Origin of the sequence: Phenylobacterium sp. LH3H17, assembly GCF_024298925.1 — a bacterium.
GTDB lineage: Bacteria > Pseudomonadota > Alphaproteobacteria > Caulobacterales > Caulobacteraceae > Phenylobacterium.
On record NZ_CP101283.1, the window covers coordinates 3,246,306 to 3,264,368 of the forward strand.

Consider the following 18,063-nt stretch of genomic DNA (forward strand, 5'->3'; position numbering starts at 1 on the left):
CGCCGGACCTTAGGGATCGAGGCGGTAGCCCGCCCCGCGGACCGTCTGCAGCATGGGCTTGTCGAAGCCCTTGTCGATCTTCGAGCGCAGGCGGGAAATATGCACGTCGATCACATTGGTCTGGGGATCGAAATGATACTCCCAGACCTTCTCCAGCAACATGGTGCGCGTCACCGACTGTCCGGCGTGGCGCATCATGAATTCCAGCAGCTGGAACTCGCGCGGCTGCAGGTCGATCTCCTTGCCCTGCCGGTGCACGGCCCGGCCGATCAGGTCCATCTCCAGTTCGCCGACGCGCAGCAGGGTCTGGACCGAGCCGGTCTCGCGCCGCCGCGACAGGGCCTCGACCCGGGCGATCAGCTCGGCGAAGGCGTAGGGCTTGACCAGATAGTCATCGCCGCCGGCCTTCAGGCCATCGACCCGGTCGGTGATCTCGCCGAGCGCCGACAGGAACAGCACCGGGGTCTGGTCACCCTCCCGGCGAATGGTCTGGACCATGGTGACCCCGTCCATCCGCGGCATCATCCGGTCGACGATCATCACGTCGAACTCGCCGCCGCGGGCGGCGGTAAGGCCGTCCTCGCCATCCGGAGCTCGGACGCACTCGTGGCCGGCCTCGGTAAGTCCGCGATCCATGACTTCGGCCGCTTCGAGGTCGTCTTCGACAATCAGGATGCGCATCGACTCATTCCCCCGAACCTCATCCCACCTAACCGGAAATCTTCAGCGGCAGGAAGGACGTGCGACCGCCGCGATGGACGCCGACCAGCACGCTGGGACGTCCAGCCTTCTTGGCGATGTCGACCTGGGCCGAGAATTCCGAGGCGCTGCCCACCGGCAGGCCGCCGGCCTGGACGATGACGTCGTCCTTGCGCAGGCCGCGCTGGGCGGCGTCGGAGGACTGGTCGACCCGGTCGATCAGCACGCCGCGGACGCCCGGATCGAGGTTCAGGCGCTTGCGCGCCGCGTCGTCGAGGGGTGCAAGGGCCAGGCCCAGCACCACCGGACGCTGGACCTGGGGCGTCGCGCCCTCGGCCCCGCCGCGGTTGGCCCCGCCCGGCGTGTTGTCGTTGGCGGCCAGTTCCCGCTCGGTCGGACGCACGCCGGAACGGATCTCGACGATCTTGCGCTTTCCGCCGCGCAGGACGTCGAGACGCAGGGCGTCGCCGGCCTGGGCCTTGGCCACTTCGCGGGTGAGTTCCGAGGAGCTCTTCACGTTGACGCCATTCACGGAGGTGACAATGTCGCCCGACTGCAGGCCGCCACGCTCGGATGGACCGCCGGGGGTGACATTGGCCACGATGGCGCCGCGCTGGGCGCCGAGGCCCTGAGCCTCCGCCATCTCGGCGGTGAAGTTCTGGATCGAAGCGCCGATATAGCCCCGGGTGATCTTGCCGCCGGCGATCAGCTGCTTGGTGATGGCGTCGGCCACCTCGGCGGGGATGGCGAAGCCGATGCCCACGGAACCGCCCGAGGGTGAGAAGATCGCGGTGTTGACCCCGATCACCCGGCCATAGACGTCGAAGGTCGGGCCACCGGAATTGCCCCGGTTGATGGGGGCGTCGATCTGGATGTAGTCGACGAAGGTCTCCCCGATGTCACGGCCATAGGCCGAGATGATCCCCGCCGTGGCGGTGCCGCCCAGGCCGAAGGGGTTGCCCACCGTGATCACCCAGTCGCCGACCCGCGGCTTGGCGGCGTTCTCGAAATTCACATAGGGGAATCCCGCGCCCTTGACCTTGAGCACGGCCAGGTCGGTGCCCTCGTCGCGACCCACGACCACGGCGTCCAGCTCGCGCTCGTCCTTGAGCACGACCTTGATCTCCTTGGCGTTTTCCACGACGTGGTTGTTGGTGACGATGTAGCCGTCGGCCGAGATGAAGAAGCCCGATCCCGAGGAGAGCTGCGGCGGCAGGCGCGGCTGGCCGCGGCCGGGTTGACCGGGTTGGGCCGGCTGACCCGGCTGACCCGGCTGAGCGTCTTCATCGTCTCCGCCGCCGCCCGGCGGCTGGCCGCGCGGTACGACGTCGAACGGGAAGTTCTCGAAGCCCGGAATGCGGCGCAGGGCGGCCGGATCGGCCTCCGAGGTCACGTTGATGGAGACCACCGCGGGCGAGACCTTGTCGAAGATATCCGCGAACGAGATCGGCGCGCCCGGCGGCGGGGCGAAGATCGGGGCGGTTGAGGCGCGAATCAGCAGGCCCTCGTTCCCCGCCCCCGGAGCACGGTCGCTGAAGCCCGCGCCGGCGAGGGCGGCGGTGGCGACGCCGACGCCGGCCAGGGCGCCGATGAGGTAACCGGTCTTCTTCGAGGTCATAAGCCTTCAATTTCCCTGTGGGAGTGAGCCGCACATATCATGCGCCCGTCCCGAACAACCTAGGTTCGATGCCAAAGAGCGCAACGTCTCTCAAGTTACGTTTAGGTCACGCTCCGAGCTTCATAGCGTCCGATGTTGGGCGCAACTTTGTCATGCCGGCTCGTCGTCAGACAGGCGCGCCAGGCGCGCGGCCTCATCCTGCGATAGTTCGGCCTCGGCCGCGCGGGTCCGAAACCCCCGGACCAACAGCAGCAAACCCAGGCCCACCACCAGGAACGGCGCGCCCCAAAGCGCCGCGTTGCCCCAGGAGAAGGCCGGCTTCAGCAGCACGAACTCGCCATAGCGGCCGGTGAGGTGATCGCGGACCTGATCGTCGCTCTTCCCCGCCCGCACCTCGTCGCGCACCAGACGGCGCAGGTCGGCGGCCAGTTCAGAGTTGGAGTCGTCGATGGACTCGTTCTGGCAGACCAGGCAGCGGACTTCGCGGAAGATGGCGCGGGCGCGCGCCTCCTGGGCCGGATCGGCCAGCCGGTCGGCCGGGTCCGAGGCCGCGGCCAGGCAAAACATCGCCGCCAGGATGGCCAGGATCTGTCTCACGCCCTCGCCTCCCTGGCGCCGACCGCCATCCGCAGGCGGCGGTCCGACAGCGAGACCAGGCCGCCCAGCGCCATGATCGCCGGGCCGATGAAGATCAGCAGCGCCCAGGGGTTCCAATAGGCTCGCACCAGCCAGACCGGACCATCGGCGCCGGGCCGGCGCTCACCCAGGACCACGTAGAGATGGCTGACCCCGCGGGTGCAGATGGCCACTTCGGAGGTGGTCTGACCGCCCGTGGGATAGAAACGCCGCTCTGGGCGCGGCTTGCAGACCAGGGCGTCGGCCTTGGTGGCGCGCAGATAGCCCCGCTCGGCGTCGTAGTTGGGGCCCTCGACCCCGCGGACCCCATCCAGCACCAGCTGATAGGCTCCGACGTCCAGCCGCCCGCCGATGGGGATGGCTTCGGCCGCTTCGAGCTTCCAGCCCGTCTCGAAACAGGCGCCCAGCACGAAGACGCCCAGGCCCAGGTGGGCCAAGGTCATGCCCCAGGCGCCGCGCGGCAGGCCGCTGAGGCGCCGCCAGGTCTCGGCCAGCGGCCCCCGGAACGCGCGGGTGCGCTCGGCGAGCTCGACAAGGGCGCCCACGACCAGCCAGGCGCCCATGGCGATCCCCGCCGAGGCGAAGGCCTTGCGCGGACTGACCAGGGCGAAGGCCGCCAGGCCGCAGGCCATGGCGATCAGCACCGCGACCCACAGGCGCTGGGCCACGCCCCGCGCGTCGCCCCGCTTCCAGGCCAGCAGGGGTCCGGCGGGCAGCAGGATGGCCAGCGCCGCCATCAGCGGCGTGAAGGTGAGGTTGAAGAACGGCGGCCCCACCGAGATCGCCTCGCCGGTCGCCGCCTCCCGGATCAGCGGATAGAGCGTGCCCAGGAGCACTGTCGCCGTGGCCGCCGCCAGCAGGATGTTGTTGAGCACCAGGGCGCTTTCGCGGCTGACCGGGGCGAACACCCCACCGGGACTGAGCGCCGGCGCCCGCCAGGCGAACAGGGCGAAGGCCGCGCCGGAAGTGACGCCGAGGATTATGAGCAGCAGGGTTCCCCGCGTCGGATCGACGGCGAAGGCATGGACCGAGGTCAGGACGCCCGATCGCACCAGGAAGGCGCCCAGCATGGAAAAAGTGAAGGCCGCGAGCGCCAGGAACACCGTCCAACCGGCCAGCGCGCCGCGCTTCTCGGTGACGATGGCCGAATGCAGCAGGGCCGTGGCCACCAGCCAGGGCATGAAGGAGGCGTTCTCCACCGGGTCCCAGAACCACCAGCCGCCCCAGCCCAGCTCGTAATAGGCCCAGAAGGCGCCCAGGGTGATGCCGACGGTGAGCGCGCTCCAGGCCGCGAGCGTCCAGGGCCGCACCCAGCGCGCCCAGGCCGCGTCGACCCGGCCCTCGATCAGGGCGGCGACCGCGAAGGAGAACACCACCGATAGGCCGACATAGCCGAGGTAGAGCATGGGCGGGTGGAAGGCGAGCGCCGGGTCCTGCAGCAGCGGATTGAGCGAGCGGCCCTCGATGGGCGCCGCGTCGAGCCGGGCGAAAGGATTGGAGGCCAGGACGGTATAGCCCAGGAACACCACGCCGAGAACGCCCTGGACCGCCACGGTCAGGGCCTTCAGCCCGTCCGGCAGGCCGCGGCCGAGCCCGGCCACCGCCGCGCCGCAGCCGGTCAGCGCCAGGCACCACAGCAGCATCGAGCCCTCGTGGCTGCCCCAGGTCCCGGCGATCCGGTAGAGCAGCGGCTTGTCGCTATGGGAGTTGGCCGCCACATTGGCCACGGAGAAGTCCGAGGTCACGAAGGCGCACATCAGGGCCGCGAACGCCAGGAGCAGGCCTGCGAAGGCCGCGAGCGCCGCGCCCTCCCCCGCCCCGGCCAGGACCTGCGAGCGCGTCATGCGCGCGGCGGCCGACAGCAGGGCCTGCACCAGCGACAGCGCCAGCGCCAGCACGAGGGAGAAAGCCCCGATCTCGACGATCATTCGCCGTCCTTGGCGTAGGCCGGCGGCGGCGCGCCCTCGCCGCGCCATTCGCCCTGTTCCTTCAAGGCCTTGGATATCTCGCGCGGCATGTACTTCTCGTCGTGCTTGGCGAGGACCTGCTTGGCTTCGAAGCCGCCGTCGGCGCGGAAGGCGCCGGTGGCCACGATCCCCTGGCCCTCGCGGAACAGGTCAGGCAGGTCGCCGGAAAAGGCCACCCGGGTGGTCGCGATGCGATCGGAGACGGTGAACTCCACCCGCCCGTCGGGATGCTTGACCACGCTGCCGGCCTCGACGAGGCCGCCCAGCTGGATCGAACGGCCCGGCGGAGGTTTGGCCTCGATGGCCTGGGACGGGGTGTAGAAATAGGAGATCGAGTCCCGCAGGCCCCAGAGGGTGAGGCCAACGGCGAGGGCCAGCACCGGGGCGATGGCCGCCACCAGGGTGAGGCGACGCCGCGCCTTGGGCGACTTCGGCAGCCAGCTCATCGGGTCGCCCGGCGCATCGGGGCGGTCTTGGCGGCGATCTCCAGCGCCTTGACGATTTCCGGGCGGTCGGCGTAGCGGCCGCGGGCCTTGGCCAGGGCGGCGTCGCGCTCGCTGTCCATGCCCAGCACGGCGTAGGAGCGGACCAGCCGCACCCAACCCTCGGGGTCCTCGGGAGAGGCCTCAAGCCGGGTCGCCAGACCTTGCACCATGCCGCGGATCGCGGCCATCTCGCCGGTGGCGGCCGGCGGCGCGCCCTGCGCCTGCGCGATGGCGGTTTCCACCGCGGCGCGACGGGGATCGCCCTGGGGAAGCCCGGCCGCCAGGGCCTTCCAGTCGGACAGGCCGCCGTCGCGGTCGCCGGCGGCTATGCGGCCGCGGGCCAGGTGGAAACGAGAGATCACCGAGGCCGGATCGCGCTTCAGGGCCTCGGCGAAGGCGCGCTGCGCCGGAGGCGTGACCTCACCGCCGGCCTCGATCATCAGCACCTCGCCCAGGCCCTCCCAGAGGTCGACCCTCTGGGGCGCCAGCTCGATGGCTCGGCGCAGGGCGCGGATGGCCCCGCTGGGATTGTCGGCGGCGATCTCCGCCTTGGCCAGGAAGCCGTAGGCCTCGGCGTCGGGGCCCCGCTCGGCGATCAGCGCCTTGAGCACGGCGGCCATCTGCGGCGCGGTCAGCATGGCCGGATCCAGGGCGCGCCAGGCGGCGATCCGTCCGCGGAACGGCTGGTCCGGGAGGCCGGGCGCGCCGACCGCCAGATAGAGGCCGAGGGCGGCGAAGGGCGCCAGCAGGGCGGCGAGCAGCACCGGCCGGCGATGCCCGGTCTGGGCAGTCCAGGGCGTGGCGACGGCGTCGGCGGCCGACAGCAGGCGTCGGGCGGCCTCGGCGTGGGCGCTCTTGCGTTCCTCGTCGGCGATCAGGCCACGCCCCGCCAGGTCGTCGATCTCGCGGAGCTGCCGGCGATAGACCGCGCTCGTCGGGTCCGCGGACCCGGCGCGACGGGCCGCGCGGGCGGCGTTCTGCAGGATGAGGCCGGCCGCGGCGGCGGAAAGCACGCCGGCGACCACCCAGAAGGCGATCATGAGGGGCGTTTAGCTGAAACGGCGGGGTTGTTCTAGACCGGCTTGGCCGGGTCCTCGGCGAAGACCTGGGGCGGCGGCTTCTTGGCGCCGAAGGCGGTGGCCGCGCGGCGGCGCACGATGTCGCCGGCGCGGGGCTCGTGGATAGGCGCGGCGAACTCCGCGGCGATCTGCAGGAAGCGCGCGGCGATCTCCCTGTCGGGGACCTCGTTGTCGCGCACCAGCGACAGGACCTCCTCGACATAGGTGTCCAGGCTCTCGCCGGCCTTCTCCATCACCTTGGCGCGGGTGGAGGCGAAGCCGCCATAGTTGGCGCTGGGGCGGATGGCCTCGGCGAAGGCGAGCAAGGTGCGGCAGCGGTCGACCAGCTTGGCGTCAGGCTCCAGGGTCATGCGCGGCTCGGTGCGCATCATACGCGCCACCCGGACCTTATGGTTCGGCAGGGCCGCGCCCATCACCTTGTCCAGCTCGCGCAGGCGGCCCTCGACCACCGCGGCCAGGGTCTGTTTCTGCTTCTGGACGCGGAAGCCCCAGCCGCTCTCGCGCGATAGTTCGATGGAGTTCTCCATCTCGGCGATCTGCAGGGTGAGGGTCTCGACCGTCGCCGCGGCGGCCAACCCGCCGGCCGGTCCGCTGTTCAGGTCAAAGTCGGCGACCATCTTCAGGTTCGCGTCGATGGCGTCCATCAGCCGGATCGCGAAGATCGCCAGCTCGGAATCGGCCAGGTAGTGCTCGTTCGGCCGGTCCATGACCGCCGAGACCACCCGCAGGATCGTCCAGGGCTCGGCGAGCTGGGCCGAGAGCATCTCGAAGAACCGCGGGCCGGCGTCCTCGGCCTCGAGGCCGGCGTCCTTGTAGGCCACGCGCGCCGCGGCGGCGTGCTCCTCGGTGAATCGGCCGATCCACTCCGGCAGCCGCAAGGTCGACTGGCGCACTATCGGGGCCAGGGTCAGGCAGGAGAGCAGGTGCTGGGTCCCGCCCGGCCGGGCCGACTCGATGGTGTCGATGGCCGCGACGAAGTCGCGCTGTTCGCCCGCCCGCAGGCCGTCGGCGGCCATCTGGGTCAGGATGTCGAAGGGTTCGGTGGAGCTGGCCCCGGGGCGATATTCCACCAGCGCACGGGCGGCGCTGGCCACCTGGAAAGCAGCTTCGGCCTTCAGCCCGCGCCAGATGAGGGCGAGGGCCGCGCGCGGGAAGGCGATGCGGGACTGGTCGGCGGCGTCGCCCGCGAACAGGGGGGCGATGGGCTCCAGCACCCGGTTGCGCAGGTTGCGGTCGGCGACCTCGGCCTCGACCACGCGCCGCACGCCGGCCAGGGCCGTGTCGCCCGCCGCGGCGGCTAGCGCGTTCTGCAAGCCGGTGACCACCCTGTCGGGAGCGTGCTCGACGAGGTTGCGGACGATGTCGATCTTGGCGTCGGGCAACCCGGCCATCGGGGGAGAGCTCCAGGCGCGGTCACATCCCGCGCTTGAGCCACTTATGCTTGCCGCCGGTTAAGGCTTTCCGAAAACCGAGCCAATTCAAGCTTCAGCGCGGGGCAGGTCCAACTCGACCAATAGTCCGCCCAGCCGCGACTTGCCCAGCTTCAGCGAGCCGCCATAGGCGCGGGCCAGTTCGTCGATAATGGAGAGGCCAAGCCCCGATCCGGGCGCGCTCTCGTCCAGCCGCGCGCCGCGCCGCACCACCTCCTCGCGCTCCTCCGGGGTCAGGCCGGGGCCGTCGTCCTCGATCGAAAGCCTGAAGCGTTCCGGCGAAACTGGCGTCGTGCGGATGCGGACCTTGGCCGCGCACCACTTGCCGGCGTTCTCCATGGCGTTGCCGGCCAGCTCCAGCAGATCCTGGCGCTCGCCCAGGAAGTAGAGGTCGTCGGGGGCGTCCCAGTCGATGACGACGCCCTTGTCGACGAAGATGCGTTCCAGGGTCCGTGACAATTCGTCCAGCACGTCGGCGACCGGCGTCCGTTCACCCGAGCCCTGGGTGCGGGCGGCCGCGCGCGCACGGCGCAGGTGGTGGTCGACCTGCTGGCGCATGGCCTCGGCCTGTTCCTCCACCACGCCGGCTAGCTGGCCCTTGGTCTGGCGCGCCTCGGTCAGCATCACCGACAACGGCGTCTTCAGGGCGTGGGCCAGGTTGCCCACGTGGGTGCGCTGGCGTTCCACGACCTCCTGATTGTGGGCCAGCAGGGCGTTGAGCTCCTCGGCCAGGGGCGCAAGTTCCGTGGGGTAGACCCGCACGACCCGCTCGGCCTTGCCGCGCCGCACAGAGGCCACCTCGCGGCGCAGGGCGAACAGCGGGTTCAGGCCCACCCGGACCTGGATCACCACCGCGGCCACCATGCCGACGCCCAGCAGCACGAAGACCACGGCCGTAGCGGTGATGAAGCCGCGCACGTCGCGGTCCACCGGGCCGCGATCCTCGGCGGCCATGAAGATCACCGGGGCCGCGCGGTTGGGCAGTTTCACCTGTGTGGCCATGGCCCGCAGGGGCTTATTGAGCTCGTCGCGGGTGTCGTAGGAAACCGGCTGCCCGGGCTGGCTCTGCAACTGCGTGGCGATGTCGGCCGGCGCCTTGAGTTCCGAGTCCCACAGGGAGCGGGAGCGCACCAGCACATGGATGCCGCCCTGCGGGGTCGGCTCGGCGATCTGCCAGTACTTTCCCGAATAGGCGCGCAGGGCCCGAAGATCGGTGAGGGCCGGGGCGATGACCTGGCCGCGGTCGTCGATCGAGGCCCCGGCGGTGAGGTTGTCGATCAACTCGGCCAGGCCCTGGTCGAACCGCCGGATCGCCGCCTGCTGGAACAGCAGGGCCAGTACGATGGCCGAGACCAGCAGGACCGCGAGGGTCCACCCGGCCGCCAGGATCACCAGCCGCCGAACGAGGGACGGACGGCTCAGGGCCTCAAGGGTCACGTCGCAGCGCCGCCCAACTCCTCGGCGGGCGCGGTCAGGCGGTAGCCGAGGCCCCGCACGGTCTCGATCCGGTCGGCGCCGATCTTCTTGCGCACCCGGCCGATGAACACCTCGATGGTGTTGGAGTCGCGATCGAAGTCCTGGTCGTACAGGTGTTCGACCAGCTCGGTGCGGCTGATCACCCGGCCCTCGTGCATCATCAGATAGTGCAGCAGGCGGTATTCCAGCGAGGTCAGCCGCAGGGGCTCGCCGTTCACGGTGGCCCGCGCCGCGCGCGGATCCAGCCGCAGCCCGCCGATGGAAAGGCTTGGCGCCGAATGGCCGGCGGACCGCCTCAGCAGGGCGCGCAGCCGAGCCAGGAGCTCCTCGGTGTGGAAAGGCTTGGTCAGATAGTCGTCGGCGCCGGCGTCGAAGCCGGCGACCTTCTCGCTCCAGGCGCCCCGGGCGGTGAGGATCAGCACCGGCGTGGCCACGTTTCCCCGCCGCCAGCGCTCCAGCACCGACACTCCGTCCACCTTGGGCAGGCCGAGGTCCAGGATCACCGCGTCATAGGGCTCGGTCTCGCCCAGGAACTGGGCCTCCTCGCCGTCCGGCGCATGGTCGACGGCGTAGCCGGCGTCGCCGAGCGCGGCCTTCAGTTGCCGCGAAAGGTCAGGATCGTCCTCGACCAGCAGGATGCGCATGGGAACCCCTTAGCCGCCTTGGCGGGAGAGTATCGCGCCGCTCTGGGCGTCGACGATGAAGATGATGACCCGGCCGTCATTGGTCTGCCACTGGACGAAATAGGCCGAGCGGCCCCCGAACTCGCCCTGGGTGGTGTTGAGCTGACGGCCCGGCGTGCGGGCGGAGATCATGGCGATCACCTGCGACAGCGGCACCTGGCGGCCGCCGCGCACGGCGTCACGCGCGGTGTCCTGGTCGCCGCGGCCGCCGCCGTACGACGGCCGGTCGAAGTCCGGCCCACGCTGCGCGTTCGCCCCGACGGGGACGGCGGCCAGCAGGGCGGCGATGACGAACAGACGCTTCATGACGCTAGGTCTATCGCCCGATCACTGAACCGGGCCTGAATAGCTGGTTTATGCAGGGGTTGCGGCGGTCTGTCACGCCGCGGAGCCCTTATCCCTTACGGCGTGGCGTATAGGGGCGATCCTTGCGCCAGCGTTCGGCGAAGGTATCGAGCTCGGGCGTGGGCTTGTCGGGCAGCATCAGCACGATACGGCCCAGCAGGTCCCCGCGCTTGCCGCGGGCGTCCGACAGCCCACGGCCCTTCAGCCGCAGGGCCTGGCCGCTGTTGGCGCCCTTGGGAATGGTGAGCGAGACCACGCCGTCGGGGGTGGGCGCCTCGACCTTCCCGCCCAGCACGGCGTCGGGAATACTGATTGGCAGGTCCATGACAAGGACCGAGCCCTCGCGACGGAAGATCGGGTGCGGCTTGACGGAGAGTTCGATGAATGCGTCCCCCGGGCCGGCGCGGCCCGGCGAGCCCTGGCCCTTCAGGCGCAGGGTCTGGCCCTCCTCCGCGCCCTTGGGGATCGTGACGTCAATGGTGCGGCCGTCGGAGAAGGCGATGCGCTTCTTGGCGCCGTGGATGGTTTCCTCCAGGTCGATCTCCAGCTTGGCGCGCACGTCGGAGCCGCGCTGGGAAAAGCCGCCGCCGAAGCCGCCGCCCTGGCCGCGCCGACCCAGGATCTCGCTGAACAGGTCGCCGAGATCGCCGCCTTCCATGCCCTCCGGACCGCCGCCGCGGGTGCTGTTCCACTGACCGCCCTGCTGGCCCCAGGGACTGCCGCCACCGCCGAAGCCGCGCGCGGTCTCGCGTCCGTCGGCGTCGATCTCGCCAGCGTCGAACTTCTTGCGCTTCTCGACATCGCCCAGGATGTCGAAGGCCGCGCTCACCTGCTTGAAGCGATCCTCTGCGGCCTTGTTTCCGGGATTGGTGTCCGGATGGTGCTGCTTGGCGAGTTTTCGGAACGCCTTGCGAATCTCGTCGGCGCTCGCGCCGCGAGACACGCCCAGCTCCTGATAGGGATCGCGCGCCAAGGGAATGGAACCTCGTGGAAAGGGGAGAAGGTGTAGGGCCTTCAATTAGGCGGTTTGCAGCGGGGCGCAAGCTCTATTGTGGCAAAAATATCACATCTATGGGCACGCGCCGAGTCTAGGCTGGCGCTTTAGCGGGGGCGTCATGGGCGGGGTGCTGTTTTCGTTCACCGGTCGAATCGGACGCGCGGCCTTCCTGCTGTCGTCCGGCGGGCTGTTCCTGCTGCTGCTCATCTATCAATACCTGACCGGCGGCTGGGTGCTGAACTATCTCGGCTGGGCGATCTGGGGCTATGTGCAGGGCGCGTTGCTGGTCAAACGCCTGCACGACGTAAATCGCTCCGGCTTCTGGGCGCTGGCGGTGGGTGCGGCCCTGGTGATCGGCGGGATCGTGTTCAGCTTCATCGGCGACACAGAGGGTACGCCCTCGGCGCTGCGTCTGGTCGGATTCTCCGTGCCCATGGCCTGCGCCACGGGCTTCACCCTGGGCCTGCTGGCCTTCGTCGGTTCCAAGCCGGGCTCCAGCCGCGACAACCGCTTCGGCGAACCGCCCGAATACCTGGCCGAATACTAGTCCCGGCCGCGCTCCTCCATCAGGTCCCACGCCGCGTATTCGAAGGCTTCCTCGGGGTCGTCAAGGGTCGCCTCGCTGATCGTCTGGCCGCGCACCGAGACCCCCGCGGAATGGACGCTCTCGGAATCGCCCGAGACCAGCGGATGCCAGTCGGCCAGGCCACGTCCCTCATTGATCCGCCGGTAGGCGCAGCTCAGCGGCATCCAGGCCAGGGCGTCGATATTGTGCGGCGTCAGCTTGATGCAGTCGGGCACGTGGCGCTTGCGATCGGCATAGTCGGTGCAGGCGCACCTGTCGGGGTCGAACAGCTTGCAGTGGACCCGGGTCGGGACCACCTCGCCCGAATCCTCGTCCTCGAACCGCACCAGGCAACACAGGCCGCAGCCGTCGCACAGGCTCTCCCACTCGCGCACGGTCATATGCGTGAGGGCTTTCGTTTCCCAGAAAGGTCTCGAAGCCATGCTATGGGCGTCCTGCATCCAACGAGCCCGACCGGCCCAGAATATCCGTGACCGACGCGAACCACCATCCGAACGGGCGACCGGAAGGCCTGCGGCCCGGGGGCAAGGCCGCAACTGAGCCGGACGCCGGGACGCCGTTCCGCGCCGACCTGCCGCGCCCGGCCAGGAAAGGCAAGGGCGCTCCGCCGTCCGGCGGCAAGCCGCCGCGCCGCCGCATGGGCTGGCTGGTCAAGCTGATGATCGCCCTGCTGGCGGCCCTGGCCCTGGCCGCGGCGGGGGGCGCCTATTACCTGCAGCAGGTCTTCCTGACGGACCTGCCGCCCCTGCCCGGCCGCGAGCGGCTGTACGCGGTCAACCGGGCGCCGGCGATCAAGTTCTTCGACCGCAACGGCGTCCTGATCGCCTCGCGCGGCCCGAAATACGGCGACCGGGTCCGAGTGGCCGAGCTGCCCGCCCACGTCCCCCATGCGTTCCTGGCGGCCGAGGACCGGCGTTTCTACAAGCATGGCGCCATCGACGTCTGGGCCATCGCCCGCGCCGCCTACGCCAACTACAAGGCCGGCGCGGTGGTCGAAGGCGGCTCGACGCTCGCCCAGCAGATCACCAAGAACATGTTCCTCACCCCGGACCAGACGCTGAGGCGCAAAATCCAGGAGGCGGCGCTCGCCTATCGACTGGAGGCCATGCTGACCAAGGACGAGGTGCTCGAGCTTTACCTGAACCGCATCTATTTCGGAGCCAACACCTTCGGCCTGGACGGGGCGGCTAGGACCTATTTCGACAAGCCGGCCAGCCAGCTCACCCTGGGCGAGGCCGCCCTGCTGGCGGCCCTGCCCAAGGCGCCCTCGCGCATGGCCCTGCACCGGAACATGGAGCGCGCCCAGGTGCGCCAGCGCCTGGTGCTCAGGCGCATGCGCGAGGAGAACTGGATCACCGACGCCCAACTCCAGGCCGCCCTGGCCGAGCGCCCCAAGATCGGCTCGCGGGCGATGTCCGACGGCGGCGACGCCGGCTACGTCCTCGACTATGCCACCAACGAAGTCCTGGCCATGGTCGGGCCCAACTCCCCCGACCTCATGGTCCGCCTGACTATCGATCCGCGCCTGCAGGCGGCCGGCGCCTCGGCCCTGCGCGCCGTTGTGGCCGGACAGGGACGGGCCGGTCCCACTCAGGGCGCCCTACTCGCCATCGACGAGCGCGGCGCGATCCGCACCATGGTCGGCGGGGTGGACTATAGCCGCAGCGTCTTCAACCGCGCGGTCCAGGCCAGGCGGCAGCCGGGGTCGTCCTTCAAGCCCTTCATCTACGCCGCGGCCCTGGAGCACGGCATACTGCCCTCCGACACCCGCATCGACGCGCCGGTGCGGTACGGCGACTGGAGCCCGGGCAACTACGGGGGCGGCTATCGCGGCCCGGTCAGCGTGAGCACGGCCCTGGCGCTTTCCATCAACACCGTTGCGGTGAAGCTGGGCTACGAGGCCGGCACGGCGGCGATCGGGGAACTGGCCAAGCGCTTCGGCCTGACCACCATCCCCGCCAATCCCAACCTGTCGGTGACCCTGGGCGCCTACGAGGTTCCGCTGATCCAGATGGTCTCGGGCTACCAGGTGTTCCAGCAGGCCGGGAACCGCATCACCCCCTATGTCATCGACGAGATCCAGACCGTGAGCGGCCAGCCGGTGTTCAGCCACCAGACCGCCTCGCCGGTCCCGGTCTATGACCTGCCGCGCGCCAGCATGATGGTGCGGATGATGATGAAGGTGATCTCCTCGGGCACCGGCACGGGCGCGGCGATCGGCCGCCCGGCCGCGGGCAAGACCGGGACCAGCCAGAACTGGCGCGACGCCTGGTTCATCGGCTTCACCCCCGACATGGCCGCCGGGGTCTGGGTAGGCCATGACGACGACCGGCCGATGAACCGGGTGACCGGCGGCGAGGTCGCGGCCGAGATCTGGCGGCGCTACATGCTGGTGGCCCACGACGCCCTGCCGGTGCGCGAGTTCGACTGGCTGCTGCCCGATCCCGAAGGCGGCGAAGGCGAGAGCCTGCCTGACGGCCCGGTGGAGTACCAGGACGATCCGCGCAACGCCTTCTATGACGACCTGGCCGACGAGTTCTCCCAGGCGGCCGAGCCGCAGCCGGCGCCGCAAGACGCCGAACCGCCGGACGAGCCCGAGCCCTATCCGCGCGATCCCGAGCCCTATCGCGACGAGCGCGTCCCGAACTGACGGGCTTGGTAAGCGGGCCGGTCGCGGCTATGTCCCTCCCCGCATGAAGCCCCCCATCCTCGCGCTCAAGGACGTCCGCCTCGCCGACGGGCCCAAGATGCTGTTCGACGGCGTCGACCTGGCCGTCGAGCCGCGCTCGCGCGCCTGCCTGGTGGGCCGCAACGGCGCGGGCAAGTCGACCCTGCTGCGGATCCTCGCGGGCCAGATCCAGGCCGACGACGGCGAACGCGCCATTCAGCCCGGAACGCGCGTGGCCTATGTGCCCCAGGAGCCGGAGATCGTCGGCGCGACCCTGCTGGACCACGCCACCGCCGGCGGCGCGGCTCCGCACGAGGCCGAGGCGGCGCTGGCCCTGTTCGGCGTCGACCCCGGGAAGTCCACGACCGGCCTCTCGGGCGGCGAGATCCGCCGCGCGGCCCTGGCTCGCGCGATCGCCGAGCAGCCTGACATCCTGCTGCTGGACGAACCGACCAACCACCTGGACATCCTGGCCATCGAGACCCTGGAGGCCGAGCTCGCCAAGTCGAAGGCCGCCCTGCTCATCGTCAGCCACGACCGCGCCTTCCTGGAGCGCACCACCAACCGCTCGTTCTGGCTGGAGCATCGTAGGGTCCGCCGGCTGGACAAGGGCTTCAAGCACTTCGACGACTGGGTCGAGCGCATCCTGGCCGCCGAGGCCGAGGAGGGCCGCCGCCTCGACAAGCAGCTGGAGCGCGAAGAGTACTGGCTGCAGCGCGGCGTCACCGGCCGCCGGGCCCGCAACGAGGGCCGCAGACGCGCCCTGATGGACCTGCGCCAGACCAAGGCCGAGCGCCTGAAGGAGGCGCGCGGGTCGCTCGCCATGAACATCGCCTCCTCCGGAACCTCCGGCCAGCGCGTGGCCGAGGTGAAGGGCATCGAGAAGACCTATGGCGACCGCACCCTGCTCAAGGGCTTCTCCACGCGCATTCTGCGCGGCGACCGGGTGGCCATCGTCGGACCGAATGGGGCGGGCAAGACCACCTTGGTCAAGCTGCTGCTGGGCGAGATCCCGCCCGACGCGGGCAGCGTCAATCTCGGGGTCAATCTGGACGTGGCCTATATCGATCAGGCCCGCGCCGACCTGAAGCCGGAGATGCTGCTGCGCGACGTCCTCACTCCGATGGGCGGCGACCAGGTGATGGTGCGCGGCCAGCCCAAGCACGTCGCCGCCTACGCCCGCGAGTTCCTGTTCAGCGACAACCAGCTTCGCCAGCCGGTGCGCAGCCTGTCGGGCGGCGAGCGCAACCGACTGCTGCTGGCCCGCGCGCTGGCCACGCCCGCCAACCTGATTGTCCTGGACGAGCCGACCAACGATCTCGACATGGACACCCTCGACCTGCTTGAGGATCTGCTGGCCGACTACGAGGGGACCCTGATCCTGGTCAGCCACGACCGCGACTTCATCGACCGTCTGGCCACCTCGACCATCGCCCTGGACGGCCGTGGCAAGGTGGTGGAGACGCCAGGCGGCTGGCAGGACTTCCTGTCCCAGAACCCGGGCTTCTTCCAGGCCATCGAGGCCAAGGCCGCGCCGGCCGCCGCCAAGCCTGCGCCGGCCAGGAGCGAGGCCGCCAAGCCTACCAAGCTCTCCTACAAGGACCAGCGCCGGCTGCAGGAGCTGGAGGCCGCGATCTCCGCCCTGCCTGGCAAAATCGCCAAGCTGGAGGCCGACCTGCACGATCCGGCGCTCTACACCCGTGATCCGGCGAAATTTCAGACGATCAACAAGGCCCTGGAAACCGCCCGCGCCGAGCTGGCCGCCTCGGAAGAGGCCTGGCTGGAACTGGAAGAACGCCGCGAGGCGCTGGAAGCCGGGCGCTAGGTCGCTTCATGCGGGGCCGCCAAACTCCCTTCTCCCCTTGCGGGAGAAGGATGTCAGAGCCGATCACTTGCGTTTTCGACGCGAGCGCCGCTAGCGGATGAAGCAGACCCCGCCGGCTTCGACGACGATCTCGCAGAAGACCTTCGCATCGGCGCGGTTGGTGAAGCCGGTGACCAGGGCGCGGTGGAAGATGCGGCCGTCGACCGTGGCGGTCTCGACGCTGGTGCGCAGGGGCTCGGGCAGGGGACCCAGGCCGGCGAGCGCGGCCTGGGCCTGACGCGCCGTGCCGACCGCGACGATCTGGACCTTGAAACCGCCCGCGGCCGGCGGCGCGGGGCGCGGCGGCGGCCGCGGCGGCGGAGCAGATCTGGTCGCGACAACGGATTGTGGCGGCGGCGGTGCGGGGACCGGCTCGCTGGGCGGCATGACCAGGCGCCGACGGGCGGTCACGGCGGTGGCGATGGTCTCCGAGTCTTCCGCGGCGGCCAGTTGCGGCGGCGGCTCAGGCGCGCGGACCGGCGGCGGGGCCGCCACGGGCGTGGGCCTGGGCGGGGCCGTTCGCGCCAGGGGTGGCCGCGGCTCGGGCGCCGCCATCGGCAGGCTGGGCGCATCGCTGCAGATCGAAGCGATCACATCGGCCATGAAGGCGCTGGGAGAGGGCTGGACCCAGCCGCCCGGAACCTGGCGCAGGATCGGCTCGCCCTTGCCGTTGGGCTCCGGATAGATGGTCATCCGCAGGACCATGTCGCGGCGGCGAGCGCAGTCCACATTCACGGTCGAGCGCATGGAGCGATAGCCAAGATTGCGGCCGGCCTCGGCGCTCACCGCCTCGCCGCGCAGCTGGACGCCCTCGAACAGGATCCCGCCCTTGCTCACGCCGCGGCTCTGGATCGCCACCACCAAGTCGCGCTTGATGGAGACCACCTGGGCGCGCGGCAGGCCGCTGGCGGCCACCGCCCGTCGCTCGGCCGCGCTCAGGGACCCATCGAAATCCTGGGCCGCCGAGGCGCCCGACAGAACGAGGGCGACCGCCAGGCCGGCGCCCAGACCCTGAATACTCATCCCTGCCCCCGCGAACCGCCGCGGACCTTCCAACGCGCGATCTTAACCGTGTCACCCGGTCGTCGCACAGATCGCCGCCCCGCTCCAGACCGCCGGGCTCAAAAGCGCTGCCGAAGCGCGCCGAACGGCGGACACAGCAATCCTGTGGATCGTTTTAGGGTTTGAAATATATCATGAATTTTGCCGAAATCCTCGACCTGTCCACAGGTCTTCCACCGATTCCGGCGACGTCGCCCACACCACGGCGATTTCGGGCACTTGCCTCATAGCGGGTGTGGTGGGAACGTCAAGGGGCCGAGAGGGACCACAGCGCAAGCGGACCGGGAAACCGGATCGCAGAGCGAGCGGAAGGTTCTCGGAGGACGGAAACTGGGGCGACCCGGAGACCGGGCCTCCAAGGACAACGGTTGCGACGGAAACCTGCGGGGAAGCCCGTGATCGAAGTCGCCGACCGACCTTGAAGGCGCAGATCCCCCAACGGATCTGGATTAGAGGGCGACGCACCGG

General features: G+C 70.2%; 16 protein-coding genes. 3 read left to right on the forward strand and 13 right to left on the reverse strand.

Annotated elements, in window-relative coordinates; genetic code table 11:
- Positions 1-9: 9 nt before the first annotated feature.
- The 11 genes from M9M90_RS15975 to M9M90_RS16025 form a co-directional block, all read right to left on the reverse strand.
- Positions 10-681 (reverse strand): response regulator transcription factor, encoded by a 672-nt coding sequence (locus M9M90_RS15975; RefSeq protein WP_254834227.1) that lies wholly within the window; start codon positions 679-681, stop codon positions 10-12.
- Between the two features lie 28 nt (positions 682-709).
- Positions 710-2,317, reverse strand: a complete 1,608-nt coding sequence (locus M9M90_RS15980) for a Do family serine endopeptidase (protein WP_254834229.1) — start codon at positions 2,315-2,317, stop codon at positions 710-712.
- A gap of 150 nt (positions 2,318-2,467) precedes the next feature.
- On the reverse strand, positions 2,468-2,914 hold the full coding sequence (locus M9M90_RS15985) for a cytochrome c-type biogenesis protein (protein ID WP_254834230.1): 447 nt from the start codon (positions 2,912-2,914) through the stop codon (positions 2,468-2,470).
- Entirely contained in the window at positions 2,911-4,881 is a 1,971-nt protein-coding gene (locus M9M90_RS15990; RefSeq protein ID WP_254834231.1) for a heme lyase CcmF/NrfE family subunit, read from the reverse strand. Before M9M90_RS15990 ends, M9M90_RS15985 begins: the two co-directional genes overlap by 4 nt.
- Entirely contained in the window at positions 4,878-5,366 is a 489-nt protein-coding gene (ccmE, locus tag M9M90_RS15995; RefSeq protein ID WP_254834232.1) for a cytochrome c maturation protein CcmE, read from the reverse strand. The genes M9M90_RS15990 and ccmE overlap by 4 nt, the downstream gene beginning before the upstream one ends.
- Complete coding sequence (ccmI, locus tag M9M90_RS16000) at positions 5,363-6,445, reverse strand: c-type cytochrome biogenesis protein CcmI (protein WP_254834233.1); 1,083 nt, start codon at positions 6,443-6,445, stop codon at positions 5,363-5,365. The genes ccmE and ccmI overlap by 4 nt, the downstream gene beginning before the upstream one ends.
- Before the next feature lie 32 nt (positions 6,446-6,477).
- Positions 6,478-7,875 carry a hypothetical protein gene (locus tag M9M90_RS16005; RefSeq protein WP_254834234.1) on the reverse strand — a complete coding sequence of 466 codons (1,398 nt, stop codon included), beginning with the start codon at positions 7,873-7,875 and terminating at the stop codon, positions 6,478-6,480.
- Positions 7,876-7,962: 87 nt separating this feature from the next.
- Positions 7,963-9,351, reverse strand: a complete 1,389-nt coding sequence (locus M9M90_RS16010; RefSeq protein ID WP_254834235.1) for a sensor histidine kinase — start codon at positions 9,349-9,351, stop codon at positions 7,963-7,965.
- Entirely contained in the window at positions 9,348-10,034 is a 687-nt protein-coding gene (locus tag M9M90_RS16015) for a response regulator transcription factor (protein WP_254834236.1), read from the reverse strand. The genes M9M90_RS16010 and M9M90_RS16015 overlap by 4 nt, the downstream gene beginning before the upstream one ends.
- A 9-nt stretch (positions 10,035-10,043) precedes the next feature.
- Positions 10,044-10,379 carry a PepSY domain-containing protein gene (locus M9M90_RS16020; protein ID WP_254834237.1) on the reverse strand — a complete coding sequence of 112 codons (336 nt, stop codon included), beginning with the start codon at positions 10,377-10,379 and terminating at the stop codon, positions 10,044-10,046.
- Between the two features lie 88 nt (positions 10,380-10,467).
- Complete coding sequence (locus M9M90_RS16025; RefSeq protein ID WP_254834238.1) at positions 10,468-11,391, reverse strand: DnaJ C-terminal domain-containing protein; 924 nt, start codon at positions 11,389-11,391, stop codon at positions 10,468-10,470.
- A gap of 142 nt (positions 11,392-11,533) precedes the next feature.
- Between M9M90_RS16025 and M9M90_RS16030 the strand changes: the two genes are divergently transcribed.
- Positions 11,534-11,962, forward strand: coding sequence for a DUF805 domain-containing protein (locus M9M90_RS16030; RefSeq protein ID WP_254834239.1), 429 nt, complete (start codon positions 11,534-11,536; stop codon positions 11,960-11,962).
- Here the strand turns inward: M9M90_RS16030 and M9M90_RS16035 are convergent.
- A complete protein-coding gene (locus M9M90_RS16035) occupies positions 11,959-12,423 on the reverse strand; it encodes a YcgN family cysteine cluster protein (RefSeq protein WP_254834240.1) in 465 nt (154 codons plus the stop codon). The two genes, M9M90_RS16030 and M9M90_RS16035, sit on opposite strands and share 4 nt — an antisense overlap.
- Positions 12,424-12,470: 47 nt before the next feature.
- Here M9M90_RS16035 and M9M90_RS16040 point away from each other — a divergent pair, with 47 nt between their 5' ends.
- Positions 12,471-14,651 carry a transglycosylase domain-containing protein gene (locus M9M90_RS16040; protein ID WP_254834241.1) on the forward strand — a complete coding sequence of 727 codons (2,181 nt, stop codon included), beginning with the start codon at positions 12,471-12,473 and terminating at the stop codon, positions 14,649-14,651.
- 43 nt (positions 14,652-14,694) lie between these two features.
- Positions 14,695-16,494, forward strand: coding sequence for an ABC-F family ATP-binding cassette domain-containing protein (locus M9M90_RS16045; protein ID WP_254834242.1), 1,800 nt, complete (start codon positions 14,695-14,697; stop codon positions 16,492-16,494).
- Between the two features lie 90 nt (positions 16,495-16,584).
- On the opposite strand, the gene M9M90_RS16050 is transcribed toward M9M90_RS16045, so the two are convergent.
- Positions 16,585-17,556 carry an SPOR domain-containing protein gene (locus M9M90_RS16050; protein ID WP_254834243.1) on the reverse strand — a complete coding sequence of 324 codons (972 nt, stop codon included), beginning with the start codon at positions 17,554-17,556 and terminating at the stop codon, positions 16,585-16,587.
- Positions 17,557-18,063: the final 507 nt, after the last annotated feature.

Coding starts and splice junctions, on each gene's coding strand:
- M9M90_RS15975 (WP_254834227.1), bottom strand. CDS start 681: ATGCGCATCCTGATTGTCGAAGACGACCTCGAAGCGGCCGAAGTCATG.
- M9M90_RS15980 (WP_254834229.1), bottom strand. CDS start 2,317: ATGACCTCGAAGAAGACCGGTTACCTCATCGGCGCCCTGGCCGGCGTC.
- M9M90_RS15990 (WP_254834231.1), bottom strand. CDS start 4,881: ATGATCGTCGAGATCGGGGCTTTCTCCCTCGTGCTGGCGCTGGCGCTG.
- ccmE (WP_254834232.1), bottom strand. CDS start 5,366: ATGAGCTGGCTGCCGAAGTCGCCCAAGGCGCGGCGTCGCCTCACCCTG.
- ccmI (WP_254834233.1), bottom strand. CDS start 6,445: ATGATCGCCTTCTGGGTGGTCGCCGGCGTGCTTTCCGCCGCCGCGGCC.
- M9M90_RS16005 (WP_254834234.1), bottom strand. CDS start 7,875: ATGGCCGGGTTGCCCGACGCCAAGATCGACATCGTCCGCAACCTCGTC.
- M9M90_RS16015 (WP_254834236.1), bottom strand. CDS start 10,034: ATGCGCATCCTGCTGGTCGAGGACGATCCTGACCTTTCGCGGCAACTG.
- M9M90_RS16020 (WP_254834237.1), bottom strand. CDS start 10,379: ATGAAGCGTCTGTTCGTCATCGCCGCCCTGCTGGCCGCCGTCCCCGTC.
- M9M90_RS16030 (WP_254834239.1), top strand. CDS start 11,534: ATGGGCGGGGTGCTGTTTTCGTTCACCGGTCGAATCGGACGCGCGGCC.
- M9M90_RS16035 (WP_254834240.1), bottom strand. CDS start 12,423: ATGGCTTCGAGACCTTTCTGGGAAACGAAAGCCCTCACGCATATGACC.
- M9M90_RS16045 (WP_254834242.1), top strand. CDS start 14,695: ATGAAGCCCCCCATCCTCGCGCTCAAGGACGTCCGCCTCGCCGACGGG.
- M9M90_RS16050 (WP_254834243.1), bottom strand. CDS start 17,556: ATGAGTATTCAGGGTCTGGGCGCCGGCCTGGCGGTCGCCCTCGTTCTG.